The 15,129-nt window shown below is 56.4% G+C and carries 24 protein-coding genes; 3 read left to right on the top strand and 21 right to left on the bottom strand.

Annotated features, from left to right (window positions below; genetic code table 11):
• Positions 1-59: 59 nt before the first annotated feature.
• The 19 genes from J2D73_RS19640 to J2D73_RS19555 form a co-directional block, all read right to left on the bottom strand.
• Entirely contained in the window at positions 60-791 is a 732-nt protein-coding gene (locus J2D73_RS19640; protein ID WP_207884067.1) for a hypothetical protein, read from the bottom strand.
• A complete protein-coding gene (locus J2D73_RS19635) occupies positions 788-1,090 on the bottom strand; it encodes a hypothetical protein (RefSeq protein WP_207884066.1) in 303 nt (100 codons plus the stop codon). Before J2D73_RS19635 ends, J2D73_RS19640 begins: the two co-directional genes overlap by 4 nt.
• A gap of 7 nt (positions 1,091-1,097) precedes the next feature.
• Positions 1,098-1,856, bottom strand: coding sequence for a terminase large subunit domain-containing protein (locus J2D73_RS19630; protein WP_243430118.1), 759 nt, complete (start codon positions 1,854-1,856; stop codon positions 1,098-1,100).
• Positions 1,857-1,869: 13 nt separating this feature from the next.
• Entirely contained in the window at positions 1,870-2,469 is a 600-nt protein-coding gene (locus J2D73_RS19625; protein WP_341535135.1) for a hypothetical protein, read from the bottom strand.
• A complete protein-coding gene (locus J2D73_RS19620) occupies positions 2,466-2,981 on the bottom strand; it encodes a hypothetical protein (protein ID WP_207884063.1) in 516 nt (171 codons plus the stop codon). The genes J2D73_RS19625 and J2D73_RS19620 overlap by 4 nt, the downstream gene beginning before the upstream one ends.
• Complete coding sequence (locus J2D73_RS19615) at positions 2,978-3,193, bottom strand: hypothetical protein (protein ID WP_207884061.1); 216 nt, start codon at positions 3,191-3,193, stop codon at positions 2,978-2,980. Before J2D73_RS19615 ends, J2D73_RS19620 begins: the two co-directional genes overlap by 4 nt.
• Positions 3,190-3,399: a helix-turn-helix transcriptional regulator gene (locus J2D73_RS19610; protein WP_207884059.1), complete on the bottom strand. Its 210-nt coding sequence runs from the start codon at positions 3,397-3,399 to the stop codon at positions 3,190-3,192. The genes J2D73_RS19615 and J2D73_RS19610 overlap by 4 nt, the downstream gene beginning before the upstream one ends.
• A gap of 350 nt (positions 3,400-3,749) precedes the next feature.
• Complete coding sequence (locus J2D73_RS21090) at positions 3,750-3,878, bottom strand: hypothetical protein (protein ID WP_279380962.1); 129 nt, start codon at positions 3,876-3,878, stop codon at positions 3,750-3,752.
• Between the two features lie 526 nt (positions 3,879-4,404).
• Positions 4,405-5,574 (bottom strand): AAA family ATPase, encoded by a 1,170-nt coding sequence (locus J2D73_RS19605; protein WP_207884057.1) that lies wholly within the window; start codon positions 5,572-5,574, stop codon positions 4,405-4,407.
• Complete coding sequence (locus J2D73_RS19600; protein WP_207884055.1) at positions 5,571-6,386, bottom strand: bifunctional DNA primase/polymerase; 816 nt, start codon at positions 6,384-6,386, stop codon at positions 5,571-5,573. Before J2D73_RS19600 ends, J2D73_RS19605 begins: the two co-directional genes overlap by 4 nt.
• The gene (locus J2D73_RS19595) at positions 6,383-6,724 is read right to left on the bottom strand and encodes a hypothetical protein (protein ID WP_207884053.1); all 342 of its coding nucleotides are present in this window, start codon (positions 6,722-6,724) and stop codon (positions 6,383-6,385) included. The genes J2D73_RS19600 and J2D73_RS19595 overlap by 4 nt, the downstream gene beginning before the upstream one ends.
• On the bottom strand, positions 6,721-6,993 hold the full coding sequence (locus J2D73_RS19590) for a hypothetical protein (protein WP_207884051.1): 273 nt from the start codon (positions 6,991-6,993) through the stop codon (positions 6,721-6,723). The genes J2D73_RS19595 and J2D73_RS19590 overlap by 4 nt, the downstream gene beginning before the upstream one ends.
• A gap of 142 nt (positions 6,994-7,135) precedes the next feature.
• The gene (locus J2D73_RS19585; RefSeq protein ID WP_207884049.1) at positions 7,136-7,330 is read right to left on the bottom strand and encodes a helix-turn-helix transcriptional regulator; all 195 of its coding nucleotides are present in this window, start codon (positions 7,328-7,330) and stop codon (positions 7,136-7,138) included.
• 99 nt (positions 7,331-7,429) lie between these two features.
• Positions 7,430-8,203, bottom strand: coding sequence for a hypothetical protein (locus J2D73_RS19580; protein WP_207884047.1), 774 nt, complete (start codon positions 8,201-8,203; stop codon positions 7,430-7,432).
• Positions 8,196-8,384, bottom strand: coding sequence for a hypothetical protein (locus tag J2D73_RS19575; RefSeq protein WP_207884045.1), 189 nt, complete (start codon positions 8,382-8,384; stop codon positions 8,196-8,198). Before J2D73_RS19575 ends, J2D73_RS19580 begins: the two co-directional genes overlap by 8 nt.
• Positions 8,384-8,695 carry a hypothetical protein gene (locus J2D73_RS19570; RefSeq protein WP_207884043.1) on the bottom strand — a complete coding sequence of 104 codons (312 nt, stop codon included), beginning with the start codon at positions 8,693-8,695 and terminating at the stop codon, positions 8,384-8,386. The genes J2D73_RS19575 and J2D73_RS19570 overlap by 1 nt, the downstream gene beginning before the upstream one ends.
• Positions 8,692-8,979 (bottom strand): hypothetical protein, encoded by a 288-nt coding sequence (locus J2D73_RS19565; RefSeq protein WP_207884042.1) that lies wholly within the window; start codon positions 8,977-8,979, stop codon positions 8,692-8,694. Before J2D73_RS19565 ends, J2D73_RS19570 begins: the two co-directional genes overlap by 4 nt.
• Positions 8,980-9,019: 40 nt before the next feature.
• Positions 9,020-9,271, bottom strand: a complete 252-nt coding sequence (locus J2D73_RS19560) for a hypothetical protein (RefSeq protein ID WP_207884041.1) — start codon at positions 9,269-9,271, stop codon at positions 9,020-9,022.
• Positions 9,268-9,921 (bottom strand): hypothetical protein, encoded by a 654-nt coding sequence (locus tag J2D73_RS19555; protein ID WP_207884040.1) that lies wholly within the window; start codon positions 9,919-9,921, stop codon positions 9,268-9,270. The genes J2D73_RS19560 and J2D73_RS19555 overlap by 4 nt, the downstream gene beginning before the upstream one ends.
• A 346-nt stretch (positions 9,922-10,267) precedes the next feature.
• Between J2D73_RS19555 and J2D73_RS19550 the strand changes: the two genes are divergently transcribed.
• The 3 genes from J2D73_RS19550 to J2D73_RS19540 are packed head-to-tail and all read left to right on the top strand — an operon-like array spanning position 10,268 to position 11,951.
• Positions 10,268-10,477 carry a helix-turn-helix domain-containing protein gene (locus tag J2D73_RS19550; protein WP_207884068.1) on the top strand — a complete coding sequence of 70 codons (210 nt, stop codon included), beginning with the start codon at positions 10,268-10,270 and terminating at the stop codon, positions 10,475-10,477.
• Positions 10,474-11,100: a hypothetical protein gene (locus J2D73_RS19545; protein ID WP_207884039.1), complete on the top strand. Its 627-nt coding sequence runs from the start codon at positions 10,474-10,476 to the stop codon at positions 11,098-11,100. Before J2D73_RS19550 ends, J2D73_RS19545 begins: the two co-directional genes overlap by 4 nt.
• Entirely contained in the window at positions 11,097-11,951 is an 855-nt protein-coding gene (locus tag J2D73_RS19540; protein WP_207884038.1) for a hypothetical protein, read from the top strand. The genes J2D73_RS19545 and J2D73_RS19540 overlap by 4 nt, the downstream gene beginning before the upstream one ends.
• Positions 11,952-12,009: 58 nt before the next feature.
• Here the strand turns inward: J2D73_RS19540 and J2D73_RS19535 are convergent, their stop codons facing one another.
• Both J2D73_RS19535 and J2D73_RS19530 read right to left on the bottom strand, forming a co-directional pair.
• The gene (locus J2D73_RS19535; protein WP_207884036.1) at positions 12,010-13,212 is read right to left on the bottom strand and encodes a tyrosine-type recombinase/integrase; all 1,203 of its coding nucleotides are present in this window, start codon (positions 13,210-13,212) and stop codon (positions 12,010-12,012) included.
• An 861-nt stretch (positions 13,213-14,073) separates the two neighbouring features.
• Complete coding sequence (locus J2D73_RS19530; protein WP_207884034.1) at positions 14,074-14,799, bottom strand: hypothetical protein; 726 nt, start codon at positions 14,797-14,799, stop codon at positions 14,074-14,076.
• Positions 14,800-15,129: the final 330 nt, after the last annotated feature.

Here is a 15,129-nt window from a genome sequence, read left to right as displayed (position 1 = left end):
CCGTGTCGAGCGGCACTGCGCCCGCATAGATGATGTTCCGGTCCATGATTATCCTCGACTCATCGGTGCATACTAAAGTTTATGGGCTTCTCGCGCGGCCGGTAGCGGTGCTCCGCTCCCCAGATCGCGAGCGCCGTGGCCAACACGAGGTCGTCGTGCATCCCTTCGCGCCATGCCTCCATCGTTTCATTACCGTGCGCCGTCTTCTTGACGCGGAAGTTCTGCAATTCCCGCTTTAGGACTTCTGACGCGCTGGCCGATGACGTGAACTCAAGCCGGTCTTCCGCAAACGCGATATCAAGCGACGACGCCAGAACCGCCTTCGGCACGTTCACCTCGCCCCATCGCGGTCGGTTCACCTTCAACCCGCCGGTGATCGCAACGCCGGTCAGGACAAGTCCCATTTCCCGCATCGTATCCACGACAGGAGCGCCGACGCCCGTACGGTCGACGAACAACGCGGCGTCAAACTTTGGTCTGGGGAGTTGGCGCAACACGCCCTGCACGGATCGCGCGATGTCGGGATAGCTGGTGCCACGATCATACCGATGCACGTTCACCACCCGATAGCGGTAGGTGCGCCGCCGCCCGACAATCTGCGCGGCGTGCTCGAACGTTGTTCGCTTCCAGTGCAGGCGCTCGCAGGCGATGACTTCGGCGACGCAGATCGCAGTGAAGTCCTGAGACTTCCCCAGGTCGAGCCCTACGACATAGCTTTCGAGCGATCCGGGTGTGATCTCGCGCCGATCCTCAACGACTTCCGGCTCAAATTGCTTCGACTGCGCTCTCATCCGATCAGGTTTCCCCACTCGTTCAGAGTGAGCCCAATGCGAAGATGGTCATGCACGCCGGTGACGTTGACGACGGCGTATCCCGTTGCCGGAACTTTCTCACCGCCGCGCACCGCCTGCTCTGGCACACCGTCAATCTCGACGAACGCGTGGCGATCATAGCTGTGCGTTCGAACCACCTTCTGGATTACGCGGTCTTTCACCAGCGCCCACCAAAAACGGGGCCGGATGTTGCGATCAGCGTTCAGCTTGAGCGGTTCATCCTGAATTGCGGCGATCTTGTCTGGTATATCGCTCATGATTTCCTCAGAAATTGAGTTCGAGCAACGGGACTTCGCGGGAGAACGCCCGCTCTATCGCCTCGTCGCTAAAAAACTGGTCGTCGGCCTCGACAAACTTGCAGAAGAATTCCTGCTGGAACTTCCACGGGCCGTATTCGCCGCGCATCTCGTCCAGGTATGCGGCGTCAATGTGTGGCACCTGATCGGCTGTGACAGATTCTCGTTGCCACTTTCGATCACCGCCAGTCCACGCGGCGTAAAAGTGCCCGCGTTTACCGTTCGGGGTGCTCATCAGGATCACGCGCCCTTTATGGCTTCTGGCAAGCATCGCCATGAAGGCTTCATAAAGCTCATCGTCGACGAACGCGGCTTCATCTTCCACGATAAGGGCGGGCGCGCTGTAGCCTCTAATCGCATCAGGGTTGCTACCCGGCAGGCTCACAATGCGCGAACCGTTGGCAAGCTGAACTTCCGTGGCAGCGTCCTTCAGAAGTTCGGGCGGCGAGTCCATCGTCGCTATGTGATGGCGGATCTTCGCCAGCAACTCCGAACTCTGGCGCTGCGCCTTCGAAAAGAGCAGAGACAGGGACTGGCCCCGATAAATGGCCGTGTGCAGCGCAAGAACCGACGTTGTGGTGGTCTTGCCCGCCTGCCGCGTGCAGTTCAGCAGAATGCGCGTGCTATCCGACGATAGGACATCAGCTTGCCAGGGGTCGGGGTTGAACCCCAGACGCTCACGGGCGAACAGCACGGGGTCGAGGCCGTGCCTGATCTCCCGCGCCATGTCCTGCGTCGCATCAGCCATCGATTACATGCCCCAGCGCCCGCACCACCGCCGCACGGGCGTCGGGGAAGCTCTCCAGCGCGGTCAGGATCGAACCTTGCACCACCGTCCAGCCGGGCGCGTTGATGACGTTGATCGTGGTTTGCGAGCGCGACCCGTCCAATCCGGTGAGACGCGCCTGAGATTCCAGCACGCCCCGAGCCTCGCGGATGGCGCCGATCGCCTCTTTCAGCTTGCCGGACTTCTCCGCCCTCTCAAGCAAGTCCATCGCCCGCCCGCGCAGTTCCTCAAGCTGGCTCAGGATGCCAAGGCTGGGGCCGATATGGTCGGCGGCCAGACCGGACGCACGCTCCAGTCGTGGGAGCAGATGCGCCTTGTAGTGACGCTCAAGCGACTTCGCCGTGGTGCCTGGGAAGGCACCGGCTACGGTCGCATAGGAACCGCCCGGAGAGACCAGCGCACGGTCAATGTCGCGCGCCAGCGGGTGGGTGCATATCGAGCACGGACGCCCTCCCTTTTCCCCAGTCGGTTTCGTCGTGACGGCCTTCAAAACGGCAGTTTCGTCGCGAGTTTCGTCCGACGCCGGATTGGCCATTTCAGGGGTGTCCGTCACTCGAATATCGCCACCTGATTCCGCTCCAGCCACACCTTTGCGACGACTGCTCGAAGGGCTGTGAGATTGGCCCGGTCGAGATCGCTCAGAAGATGCGCAGGGCGTACCGAGAGGCGGTTTCTGCTCCCCACCTCGATACGCACGCCCCGCCGGGCCAGATCGTCCAGCAGCCGCCCCGCACGCACCTCTGGCGTGGGTGCGGGCTCAGGCTTGGGGGCAGTCGCAACAGCGGCGGCGGACGCCACCTGATCGGCAGGCATGTCCGCCCAACGCCTGCATTCCGCTATGGCTTTCTCCACCTCGGCACGAATGCGGGCCTTGGCTTCCCGGTCCGCAGGACTGTTCAGGTTTGCCCCGGTGTCGCTGGAGCGGGAAGCAGCGTGGAAGGCGTTGCGCACCATGCCGTCGATCATATTCCAGGGTGCGCCGGGACGACTGCGTGCGGCAGTCTGCGCGGCCAACATGTCGGCGACGAGCGCGGATAACGGCCGTTTTTCGACGGTCTCACTCATCGGCGGTAGCTCCGCTGGATAAAGTCGCGCTTGGCTGTCTCGTAGTCCTTCCGGGGCAGTTCCCGCACGTTGGCAGGGCTGGTGAAGGCGGACGGGTAGCGACGTCGCAGATCGTCGACAGCGGCCTGCGGGGGCAGGTCGGCACGGGAGATCCGCAGCAGTTCAGGGTCGTTCAGGCCAGCCTTTCCGGCCAGCGTCTCAAGCTCGCTCATAGTGCGCGCTCCTTATTGGTTCGGTCGCGCACCCACTCGCGCAGGCTTTCCTCAGGGTACAGACGACGCTTGCGGCCAACGATGATCGATGGCGGCGCATCGCCGTCACGGGTCATGCGGCGCAATGTCGGCCCGCTAATGCCGATGCGTCGGGCTGCGTCTTCTGTCGAAAGGCATATCGGGGAGGTTACGTCAGGTGCGCTCATATGGCGCACAATACAGTCGCACGAAATATTATTGTAGTACTTGATGTCTATTTTATATGACGCACGTAGATACAGATAGATCCAAGTAGATATACACAGATAACTGACATGTATATTACAAATTGTTGATGTTTTCTGAATTCTCGATCAATCAGGGGATGTCGACAATCACACAACGAAGGCGTCGGAATGCTCTGCCGTCGTCATTAAGATGGACATAAAGGTGGCCATTGATGTTTCCATCATAATTTTATATGTATTTTTCAATAGATTAGAAGAATTATTCGTTTCCTACGATAGAAACCGAACCCTGCTTTTCGCCGCGCCCTACTCAGCCGTGCCGCAAGTAATCACCACCAGACGAGGACCAAAAGAACCAAAGCAGGAATTCCCGCTTCGCCTGCCTCCTGAGCGACGATCTTACCTCTGGCGATTTTCCGCCATTTTTCGGGTTTCGGTGCGGTTTTCACCGCCTGCATAATGATGATCCCGCGCGAGCGATGCGTGCGCGGCGCGCGCGTGAGGCATGCTGACCATCAAGGTGAGGTTTCGTCGCGCAGTGCGTTTCCGCGCCTCAGTCGATTTTTGAGAGGTGAAGGGTCATCCTCTCACTGCCTCAAAAGCCGTTGAAGTTCTGCTCCGGTTACGATTCTCCGGGTTTGGCCATCTTCAATGCTTACTACGGTCAATGAATTCTGGAGCCGTTTAGCTTCTGCCTGCGCTTCATCCCAGGTATCGCACATAGTGACGATTGACCCTCGTTCGGGCCGATCCGGGTCAATGCAATCGATCACGTAACGCATCTGAAATCCTCGTTCTGTCGACATCTCTATTAAGGCGCAGGCGGCTCCCGGTGGAGCCTGCGCCTATATATTTATATATAACACTCGCCCCCCCCTACCTTCGCCCCACCTTCGCCCTAGTATTTTCAACGACTTATGAGACACCTTCGCCAACCCTTGCCGAACACCTTCGCCCAACCCTCGCCCTAATAAAATCAATGACTTACGAGAGACCTTCGCCCCCCTCGCAGGACTCTGCCCGGACGAGGTGTTTTGTGTTTGCTGAAGGCTTGCCGTAGGGCTCGACCTTGATCTGTCCGGCACCAAAGAGCCGGTTCATCGCGGTCTCAAAATCCCGTCTGGTGAACCGCTGACGCTTCGGGTTTTGCGAGAACAGCTTGGGTGCGTAATTTGCGGAGTTCCGGCTGTCGGAAGCGTGCCGACCCTGCCTGCCAACCTCATCGAGTAGATCGAGAAAGATTTGCTCACACCGTTCCTTATCGAGCCTTTGAAAAAGCGGTGGATCGTCGCTTTTCTCGGGCCAGAGCACGCCGTCACGATAGTTCAGGCGTATCTCATCTCCCCGCGTGGCGTAGTTGGCTTTCTTCTTGCTCAGAACGCGCACGGTCTCGTCTCTTGGCTCGCCATCTTCGCCGTTGGGTGTGTACAGGCCCCAACGTGAGCGAACCCCGCCATTCCACGCTGTAGAGCCACCGTCGAGGTCGCCGCTGCTAATCCCTGCACGGCTTGGGTGGGCATTCAGCAGGACAGCCGCTCCAGTGTCTCGTGCAAGAGCCCCCAGAACTGCCTTGAGGTAGACAGACACTTGCGTGCGGACGTTCTCATTCCCTCCAAAGAGGTCACTGGAAACGTCAAGGACAATCACAGACGGGCGCCAGTGCAGCGCGAACGCACGAAGATCTCCGAGGCGGTCGGTTTCTACTGGCGTCCCATCGTTCTCGAATCTCACTAGCGTATTGTCGTCGCCGACTGGGGCGGTCCAGCGCATGTCTGACAGGTCATCGAAAGTCACGCCGTAAGCAACGTTGATCGCATTTTGGCGTCGGTGCAGTTCGTCCTCGTCATCCTCGCAAAACATACCCAGCACGCGGCCCTTCTTCACGTGTAAGCCGATCCAAGGCACCCCGGCCGCAACACTCGTCATAAGCTGCTGGGCGAGCAGCGTCTTACCCTCGCCTCCAGCCGCGTAGTGAACAGTGACACACCCGGCAGGCAACCACTGGTCGACAACCCACTCGCGATCGGCGACGACCTTACCTGCCAAGCTGGCGACATCAACAAAGCGAAGTGGGTTCGGCTGCATCGTCGTCGATCTCTTTGCCTGTCGCAGTCCGTCGCTCACCGCGCCGTCGATGTTTACAGGTCCATTCATCCGGCCATCCTTGCCCGGAGCGCCGAGGCGATTGTTTTCTCAATTTCGGATTTGTCGAGACCTGCCTGCATGGCGGCGGCGGCCATTGCGGCGGCGACGTCGCTGGTCGTCAGATGCCCGCTCGCGATAAAGCGCGCCAGGGCGTAGGTCTCGGCGTTCAGTGTGTGGTTGCGCCCGCCTTCCCGGCAAGACGCGACGGAAGCGACTGCGGCCCGAACTGCCCCCGCCACATACCTGTCGGCGTCGAGCAGGCCGTTCTCGATCTTCGCAAGGTCGGCTTTTGGCGCAGGCGGCGGGGTGACCATCTCGACGAGCCATGCGGGCATGGGCTGCGGACGGATGTTGTCGATCACCTCAAGCCCGGTGGCGGGCCACCAGATGATGTAACCGCCTTCGCCGCGCATATCGACGCCAACGGTCTTTTGCCCGTCTGTTCCGCGGGGATTCCGGTTGGTCACGCCGTCGCGGTGCCGAAACAGGACATGCAGGCCGCCGGACCGGGTCCGGTGCATGCGGTGTCCCTGCAGGCGGGTGCAATGCTCGCCATACCACTCATCTGCGGTCGGATGCTGAAGATCGAGATCCAGCACGACGATGTTGGAAGAGCGCCCGGTGACGACGCCGATCAGTTCGCCGGGGTGTGTGCGCCACAGCATCAGCGCGTCATCCATGGATCGTGTGGCGAGATCGCCCCATTTGCACGTCGGGCGCTTGTCCTCATGGCAGGGAAAGATTGTCAGCCCACGCGAAGCGAGACGTGCTGCTTCCAGCGCCACCGGCTTGAAAGTTGAGATTTTGAGGGCGGCGCTCATGCTGCACGCGCCTTCCGTTTCTTTGTCTTACTGCCGGTCGCCTGCTCGCGGTCGGTACGGTCGCGCAGGCGTGCGAAATCAAGTTCCTCTTTCACGCATGTTGCGAATAGATTAGCCACGCGGCGGGCATATGCTAAACCAGACTGGTCATATGCTTCGCGGATCAGCGCTGCGATAGCGATCGTTCCAGCGTTGATCAGGGGATCGGCGCCGGGCGCATGGCGATCAACCCAGGCCTGACCAATCCGGATGATTTGCGGCGCTGCATATCCCTGAAGAGACATGTTGCCGAGCATGTTCATGCCATCGCGGCACGACGGAGAGATGTCGTCGCTCATTCGTCATCTCCGAGACGCTTGAGTTCAGCCAGGTGCTCAATGGCCGCCTGAACAATTCGCTCGACCTCACCTTCTGCAACGCTGAGCGGAACGCCATGCAACTGCATCACGAGAAGCGCGGTGCAGTTCGCCATCGACAGTTCTGCAGCAATTCGCTCAGCGGTAGCCGCATTCCTATTCAGGATATTCGCAATGATCCGGCCGATAGCCTCGGGTGAAAGATCATCGCCGAGTACATAACTCGGGTGTTCCCGTTTTTCAGGGGGCATATCTTGGCACTCTCTATAGTGCCGCTACGATTTCTCTGGACAGAACGAACCGAAATCCGATATCAAGCGCTTGTTGCTGTCGCCTGATGTTGGATTGTTTTTCGGATCGCCGTCCTGTTAACCGCAGGCGGCGTTTCTGTTTTCAGGCTGCATTCTTGTGAAGAGAAGCGATCCAGCGCTCATAGCTCTCCACAGTGATCAGCGTCCGGGTTCCTACCTTGACTCGCTCAAGCGCCGCAGTCCGATAGACAGTTGCTCGGCTCAAGCATGTTTCGTGCATGACATCTTCAATCCGCAAAAAGCGGCGTCCCTGTGTGTCCCTGTTTGGCGCGGTCATCGTGAGATTTCTCCGTGTGTCTGTGCGTCTCGTGTCGATGCAAGAATTCACCGCGACGCGAGTTCAAAAAAGTCCACACGAATAGAAAAGATAATACGATTAAGAAACTGGCCGTTTTCTGCCATTTTTCGCGCCGGGTCGTTTGAATGAATTGAATTCAGGTGAATTTGTGACGGTTTCCCACGAGGATAAGAATCGGGTCTTGCTGATGCCCAAGTAAGATGTCACCGATTCTTGAATATCAGTTTTGGTAGGCCTGTTTTCCTGCGCCAGCGCAGCGCGCAGCTTATCTTGTAAAAAATCATCCACTTCACGATTAGATGGCTCGCCATCTTCTCTCGATAATTCGTCAGGAGCAGAATGCAGCGATGTCTTTTCCCATCGATTGAAATCAGACTTCTTTATGAAAGTGTGGCTGTAATCATCAGTTCGATCAGTGATCAGCATACGCCACCCCCCGTCGTTCGATCGCCAGTACGCAAAAGGAATTTGATCTATCCACGATCCTTCAGCACCCATTGCAGACGCGACAAGATCCCCCTCTGCCAAGGCTTCACGCAGAGCAGCCCGCGCTTCTGCTAAAGCGAGGAAGCAATCTAATTTCGTCAACTGATCTACCCCCTCAATCTCGTCAGATGAAGGGTTGTCGCAATATGGGTCCCAGCCGTCTGCAGTAAGTAACTTGTTGACATGCCAATTGAGGGCAGTTTCCATCGTTCCAAATAAGTACCGTGGCCACGGGAGGTTTGGGTAGCGAAGCTCGGCCAATTTTAGAACCGCTTCCTTCAGTGCAAACGATCGCTTAGGCACATAGATACCCATAGGAGAGAGACCGCTGTTGCGTCTTTTCGGGAGATCATTTTCTTCAGTCATTCCCGCCCTCGGCTTCCACATTGATACACTCATACCCTAGCACTTCCCGCCAGTATCGCGCGCACGAGATGTGCGGCTTACCCAGCGCCGCCCCGATCTCCCGCCACGTCTTCCCGTCCCGTCGCATCTTAACCAGCCGGTTAACGTCGCCGGGCGCCCAAGGCTTGCGTCGTCTTCCCATCAGTGACGCTCCCGCATGGCGAGAATGTCGCGGCAAAGGCTGGCTGCGAGCGCGTCGTCGTCGGCCTCCGAATAGAGGTATTCAAGCGTCAGCCGCGCCTTGTGCTTCAGGTCCGCCAGCGTCCGGGCGCGCGTGGTCGCCACGCCCAGCCGCTCTTGCCAGATGCGGCGCGTGATGCGCTGCGAGCGGTTCCACACAAGCGCCCGCTCCGGCTGCGTCAGGCTGTCGTCGCGGTCGGCCTCGTCGTGCATCCGGTCCCGGTTGCGATCCAGCGCGAGGGCGCGGCGGGTTCTGCGTTCGATGGGGGTCATGCGCGCTTCCCTCCTGCGCCAAGCACGGCCAGCACGTCGCGGGCGAGCCGTTGGGTTTCGTCGTGGTCCATGATGTTTGGATCAGCGATTGCCAGCCGGGCGCGGGCGATCAGGTCTCGCCTCGATCTGGCCTGTCCGGTCCATGCGCGGGTCCACGCCCTGCGCCACCGATCGAACTCGGCTGCTACTGTCGGGGTGCTGAGGGCGATTCCTTCAGGGTCCAGACGTAATGCGCGACGATCTGAGGCTGTGGCGGATATGGCTGCGGATTGAATGGGGGTCATCACTCCTGCGCCTCCATTATGGAGGTGCGTGCGGCTTCGGTCATTTGCCCTCCACCCTCTCACGAAGCTGGCCGCCCATTGTTTCGGATAGGATCGTGCATTGCGCTTCGATCTTCTCGCCGAGCCAGATAAGCATCATTCCGATTTCGGATTGCCCGTGCGTCTGGCAGTCGACAACCGCAGTCCGTAGCGCGCCGCCAGCGATGGCCGCGACATGTCCAAGTCGGCTCAGTTCGTATTCCGCAAGTTCGATTGCGTCGATTTCTCTTATCGTGAGGGATCGTCGGGTCATGCGCTGAACTCCGCCTCGTCCAGACGGTCGCGGAACCATTCGGAGGTGTCGCATATTTCCGAAAGCAGAACCTCCAGCGCAGGCAGGAGCCAGCCTTTATCCACCTCAGCGCCGGGCCTGCTTTTGATCCTCTCAATCAGGCAATGCAGGAGTGTGAGTCGTCCGTCTGTTCTCGTGTAAAGAACCCGGCTCGACGTGAGCAGCGCGGACAAAGCCTTGCCTGCCGCTCCGACGTATTCCTTCGGGCGATCATGCGTTGTCTTGTTTTCAAGGTGGCGGATTGCGTCGTGGCCCGCTGCATACTCAAGCCATTCGTCCGGCCCGCAATCTGGCATCTTCACGCGGTCCGGTCCGGAATATTGGAACGTGGCAAATGCGATCTGGCGGGCAATCCAGCCATCCCAGGTAGTGACCTCGACCCGCGCCATTTCTTGTAGCGCGTCGCCGTTGGTGGTGAATGCGGCCTCAGCTTCAGCCGGCACGTTTCCGTCTGCGCTCTCATCAGTGATCTTGCGCGCCCATACCTCGCGCTCTGTCACTTCCTGCGCCTTGCGGATCAGGTCGTGGTCGGAGGTGTTGAGGGCGTGGGTCTTGATGGGGAACAGAAGGCCGAGGTCGCTCGGTGTCTGGATCGTAGCGGCGGCGCTCATCGGACTGCCTCCAGACGGAGAGCGTGACCGGACGCGACCGGATCTGGCGTGGCGATGCCTGCCACGATACCAAAGAGGATCGCTGGCACTGCCACCGCAGCAGCAAGATACGAAGCTATTTGCGAGAAAGTGCTTGTACGGGATCGAGACCGTACGCTAAGGGCGTGATCAGCCATTGCCGAGTTACCTTCGGTTTGTGGTTAGGCCAGATGCGGGAGGGTCCAAGCTCCCCATTTGGCCGCCTGACATTGCAACGATGTCAGAACACCGTTACGATATACCCGCGCTCGTAACAGCGCAAGGGTTTCGTAACGGGGAAACGATGCTTCTACCTGTTCAAAGTAAGATGGCGCGGGCCGCTCTCGGACTCGGTGTCCGCGATTTGGCTGCGGCCGCCTCTGTTTCCCCAGATACAATCGCGAGATTGGAACGAGGTGAGAATCTAAATCCCCGCACCCTTTCCGCCATCCGCGCCGCCCTGGAAAACGCAGGCGTTGAGTTTATCGCGGAGAATGGTGGTGGGGCCGGAGTTCGGTTGAGGAAGGGTAGAGAATGACACCGCCTGACGGTCACCTTGACACTTGGATAAATCTCGGCGGGTCACTTTTGGGAGCTATCATTGGCGGAGGAGTATCAATCTTAACAACCCGATGGACGATTTCAGAAAAAAATCATGCTGAAATAAAATCAGAAAATCAGAAAATAAAACAAACACTTTTAGCAATTCGATCAGAGATCGATACCGTTTACACTAGATACTACAAAGAGGCGGGACAAACTTTGGAAACGGTCCCCAGCCAGAACGCTGTTCCGATATTTTATCCCGTTGAAGAGGAATATTTTCCAGTATACAAAAACAACACAATTTACATCGGGTATATCCAGAACGAATTAACCGTCCAACATTTAATAAAATGCTACACGCTGGCAGCCGGTTTGATCGATTCGATTCGCCTCAACAACGCCATGTATTCTCAATACGTAGCTCTGCACAGCGCGATAGAATCGAGTTGTAGCGAAGATAATAAAAAGGCGTTTGTCGGCAGACGAGACAGCCTATTAGAGGAATATCGTGAATACTGGGAACGACTACGTCAGCATCACTTTGAATTACGAGAAACAGCGAAACTTGCATACACTGGGATTAATGTAGAAATAGAACGTCGTGACTCAAAATGATCGCCGATCAAGACACAAATAAGAATTATGTTCTTTTTCACAAAAATATACTAAAGGAAATAAAATGGTTCGTTCCATTCTACGTTTCATTTGGTCAAATTAGTTTTTTAACGAGTTCTATTAACAATATACGCTCTGAAGGTATTAAAGAAAAAATTCTATATTCAGAAGGAAACAGTGCGTCATTAGAGACGAAAGATCTTATCTATCTATGTTTTGAGATGTGGGCAACTGAAGTATACTCTGCAAATCGCCTTTCTGCATTTATGACTGAATTCTATTCAAAAATCCCCCACGTAAAAAATTTCTATTCTAGCATACTTGAGTGCGTTAATGCTTTTTTTTCTGGCTACAAAAATGTGGCTATTACTGCTTTAGTTCCTGTCGTTGAGGGCGTAATAAGACTATTAGCGAATGATATCAATCACGGCGTCGGTTACGGGACCCGAAATCTGACCTCTTACGTAAGTGAAATTATCGAAAGAGAGAAACAATCTGAGAACTATTTTGGAGAGCGGTATGCTGCCCTAGAGAGTTTTCGTGATTTTCTAAACAAATACTACTTGGCCGATATTAAAAATGAAAATAATCCTCTAGGATTAAATAGACATACAATAGTACATGGCACATATTCATACATCCCAACATACGGAAACTTCACGAAATTGATATCTATTTTGGACGCATTGTGTTTCATTAGTACGGTTTATCATAATAATTCGGGATTTTCTCTTCTAGGTCCCAACGAAACAAAGGAATCAAAGTTATTGCTTTGTCACTTTGAAAATTTAATATCGACGCATCAATCCGTTCCTAAATGGGCAGATTTGGCGAGTGGATCATGTATCTAGGCCCTCGCCGCCTCAGCCTGAAACGCTGCGTCTCTGCGCCAAGGCCTATGGGATGGTTTTACGACTTTACCGTAAAACCATCCCATCTCCCCATCATCTCCCGCCGCTTCTCGAACAGATCCCCACGACGATATGCGGCCTCTACCTTGTTGCTGATGGCGTGCGCCAGCGCCATCTCGGCGACCTCGCGGGGGTAATCCGTCTCTTCAGCCGCCCAGTCGCGGAATGTGGACCGCAGGCCATGCACGGTGACGTCCTTCGTCCCGGCTGCGATGTGAAGGGCCTTGGACAGAGCCACGTCTGAGAGCGGCTTACCGGCGCGCTGGCCGGGGAACACGAGATCGCCGTGTCTTTCGTCCTGGAGCGGCCGCACTTCCTGCAGGATAGCTACAGCGCCATCGGACAACGGAACGCGGTGTTCCTTGCCGGTCTTCATGCGGTGAGCCGGAACGGTCCACACCCTCGCGTCGAGGTCGATCTCTCCCCAGGTGGCGCTACGGACCTCACCGGAGCGTGCTGCGGTGAGGCAGGCGAAGCGGACGGCCTTCGCGGCGATGCCGCCAGACGTCGCCAGTGCGCCCATGACGCGAGCGATGTCTTTCCGATCGATTGCGGCGTGGTGCTCGACCTTGGCCACCTTCGACGGGGGCGCGAGGATCGCTGACAAATGGCCACGCCACCGGGCCGGGTTCTCTCCTGAACGCCAGCCTTGTGCGCGGGCATAGTCGAGAATGCGCTCTATCCGGCCACGGATGCGGGTTGCGGTCTCCGTCTTCTCGGTCCAGATCGGCTTCAGCACGCTCTCTACGTCTGATGTATCGACCATAGCCACCGGCTTGTCGCCAAAGAAGCCGTAAACATTCTGCTCAAGGGACGCAGACCAGATCGAGGCGGCGCGTGGATCTCGCCAGCCCGGCGTCTGTGATTCGATATAGCGACCAGCTACGGCGCGGAAACTGAGCCCGGCTTCCTGCTTGCGGGCGCTATCTTCAGTCCGGCGCTGTTCGAGTGGGTCAATCCTCTGATTGACGAGGCGACGAGCGTCTGTGGCTAGCGTACGGGCTTCAGCCAACCCGATGTCGTATGCGGACCCTAGGCTCATCTCGCGGCGCTTGTCCGTCAGAGCGCTCTTGTATTTGAACACCCAGAGCCGAGAGGCTCCTCTGACGACCAGATGAAGATTGCCGCCGTCAGCAAGATCGCCGTCCTTGTGCGCAGCTACCTGGCGAGCGGTTAAACGGTTTGGTGCGAGCCGACTCATAACCACAAACGCCCATCTTACTGTCCACCTTAGAACATGCGTTTAGCCGATTCGCGCTGAAACGTCTAGAGACATGATATTCGATATTTCTTTATAATTGATCGCGATTCGTGAAACACCAAGACTCGCATGGATACATGGGTTCGATTCCCCTCAGCTCCACCATCCGCCTGCGTGTTCCATAAATCATTGATTTTCAGCGGAAAAATAGACTACTCGGTAGTAGCTCTGGCGCGAATTCTGCTGAGTCCACAAGTGACTCCACGACGCCAAAGCACGGACCCAGCGGCGCTTGCTTTCGGCGATCTCGCGACGGCTTCGTTTTCCGCCTGCGTCTTCCCTCCGATCTGCGGACGACAATCGGCAAGCATGAGCTTGTAAGGCGACTTCCCCAAGTCGCTTCTTACTGAGTTGGACGCTCCCCTCCGCGCAGTTCACGCGCCTACGCGGCGTTGATCAGCTAGACACATTAAGCGATGACTGAGATACACAAGGCGGTGATGGCGTGGTAGCGCCGTGAGCATGATTATCGGCAAGCTTGGGCACCATCTCTGGACAGCCGCTTGCTCCCACCTATTGACGTGGCTGATCCAGCCCCGATACCTCCGGCGCTACATATACCTGTGACCGCACCAATCCTGCCCGATACGTCGCCAGTCTTAATCAGACGCGACGGCGGGAAATACTGCCGAGCGGTTCAAATGTTGCCACCAAATTATCAGCGGCGAACCGAGTTGACGGGCCTAAACGTGTTCGCCGCCTCGGAAAAATCTACCGCGTTCGGGTTACCTGCCAAGAACGGTCGCACAGACAATAGTTGGGTCGACGACGTCCGCACAATGCATACCACAAGATAGACTTTCAGTTTGGCAGCGGAAGTGCAGCAACCCGCAACATCGCGGTCCCATAGTCGTGCGCCGACATTTCTTGCTCATGAGTCAAATGAGGAACCTGTAACAGCATTATCCAAACTGCCGGAGAAAATCTTAGGATCATTTCTCGCAACCATGCGTTCAGATGGCGTTCTACGAATTGTGGACCAGCCGTAGGCGAATCAGTATCCAGAAGCATATTGAAACCAGCCGGAGTCGGGTGGACCGCAACATCACAGAGCGTCCAATACGCCAGAGACAAACCTTCACCTACATCTTGATGCTTCTCTTTTGTTTTGTTTCTTACCTTTTGCGCCGAGTATTTTTTCCTTCTGATCTCACTATTAGACCGTGCCCATGTTACAACTTCGTCTGGAAACAACCGAAAATATTCCAGAAGATTACCAGTCTCCATTATATCTCTGACCATAGAAAGTGCTGGTTGAGAATATCCTTGCAGTATAAGAGAAACGCTAGACAGGGACGAGTTGAGCATGCGCAAGCCGAGCATTTGTTTGACACGATCATACTCGTTGTCAATTTCCCAATCTACTATAGAAAGGTGGAGTAAGGTAATTCCCCACTCTATTAGTGAGAAGCACTTACGACGCCACTCACTAGACAGGATGGCTTTTACGCTTTCGTCCTCGGTCTTGCTTTCTTGAGTTCTGATATCTCCGTAGGGGCCAAATGTCGGCCACAGATTCTCGTCCACGCTGCGCCCTCTTCTTTCGCAATTGTATCCAAATGCCTCAGAATGAACCAACGGAACGCAGGATGCGAGGTGTTACGTTCGAAGTCCCAAGCTCGTCCTGCGTGATCTTCCCCGCGTTTTTGAGCTTCGTCGCCACAATCGTCTCTGGCCAGTGCGGACAAGGCATGAGACTCACGGCGTGTGCTGCATCGCTTATTGCGGCTACCAACAGAGACAAGCCTTTGAGAGTGCCGCTCATTGTATGGTAGGTTCCGGCTAGATTTGACACTGGCGTATCTTTTAGAGCCTGTTTGGAAAATCACGGGTGAGCATTTCTGCGCATGAGATTGG

The sequence above is a fragment of the Acetobacter sacchari genome, from assembly GCF_017377715.1.
Classification (GTDB): Bacteria; Pseudomonadota; Alphaproteobacteria; order Acetobacterales; family Acetobacteraceae; genus Acetobacter; species Acetobacter sacchari.
Note: the sequence above shows the minus strand (reverse complement) of the source record. Positions and strands in the feature narration are given on the sequence as shown.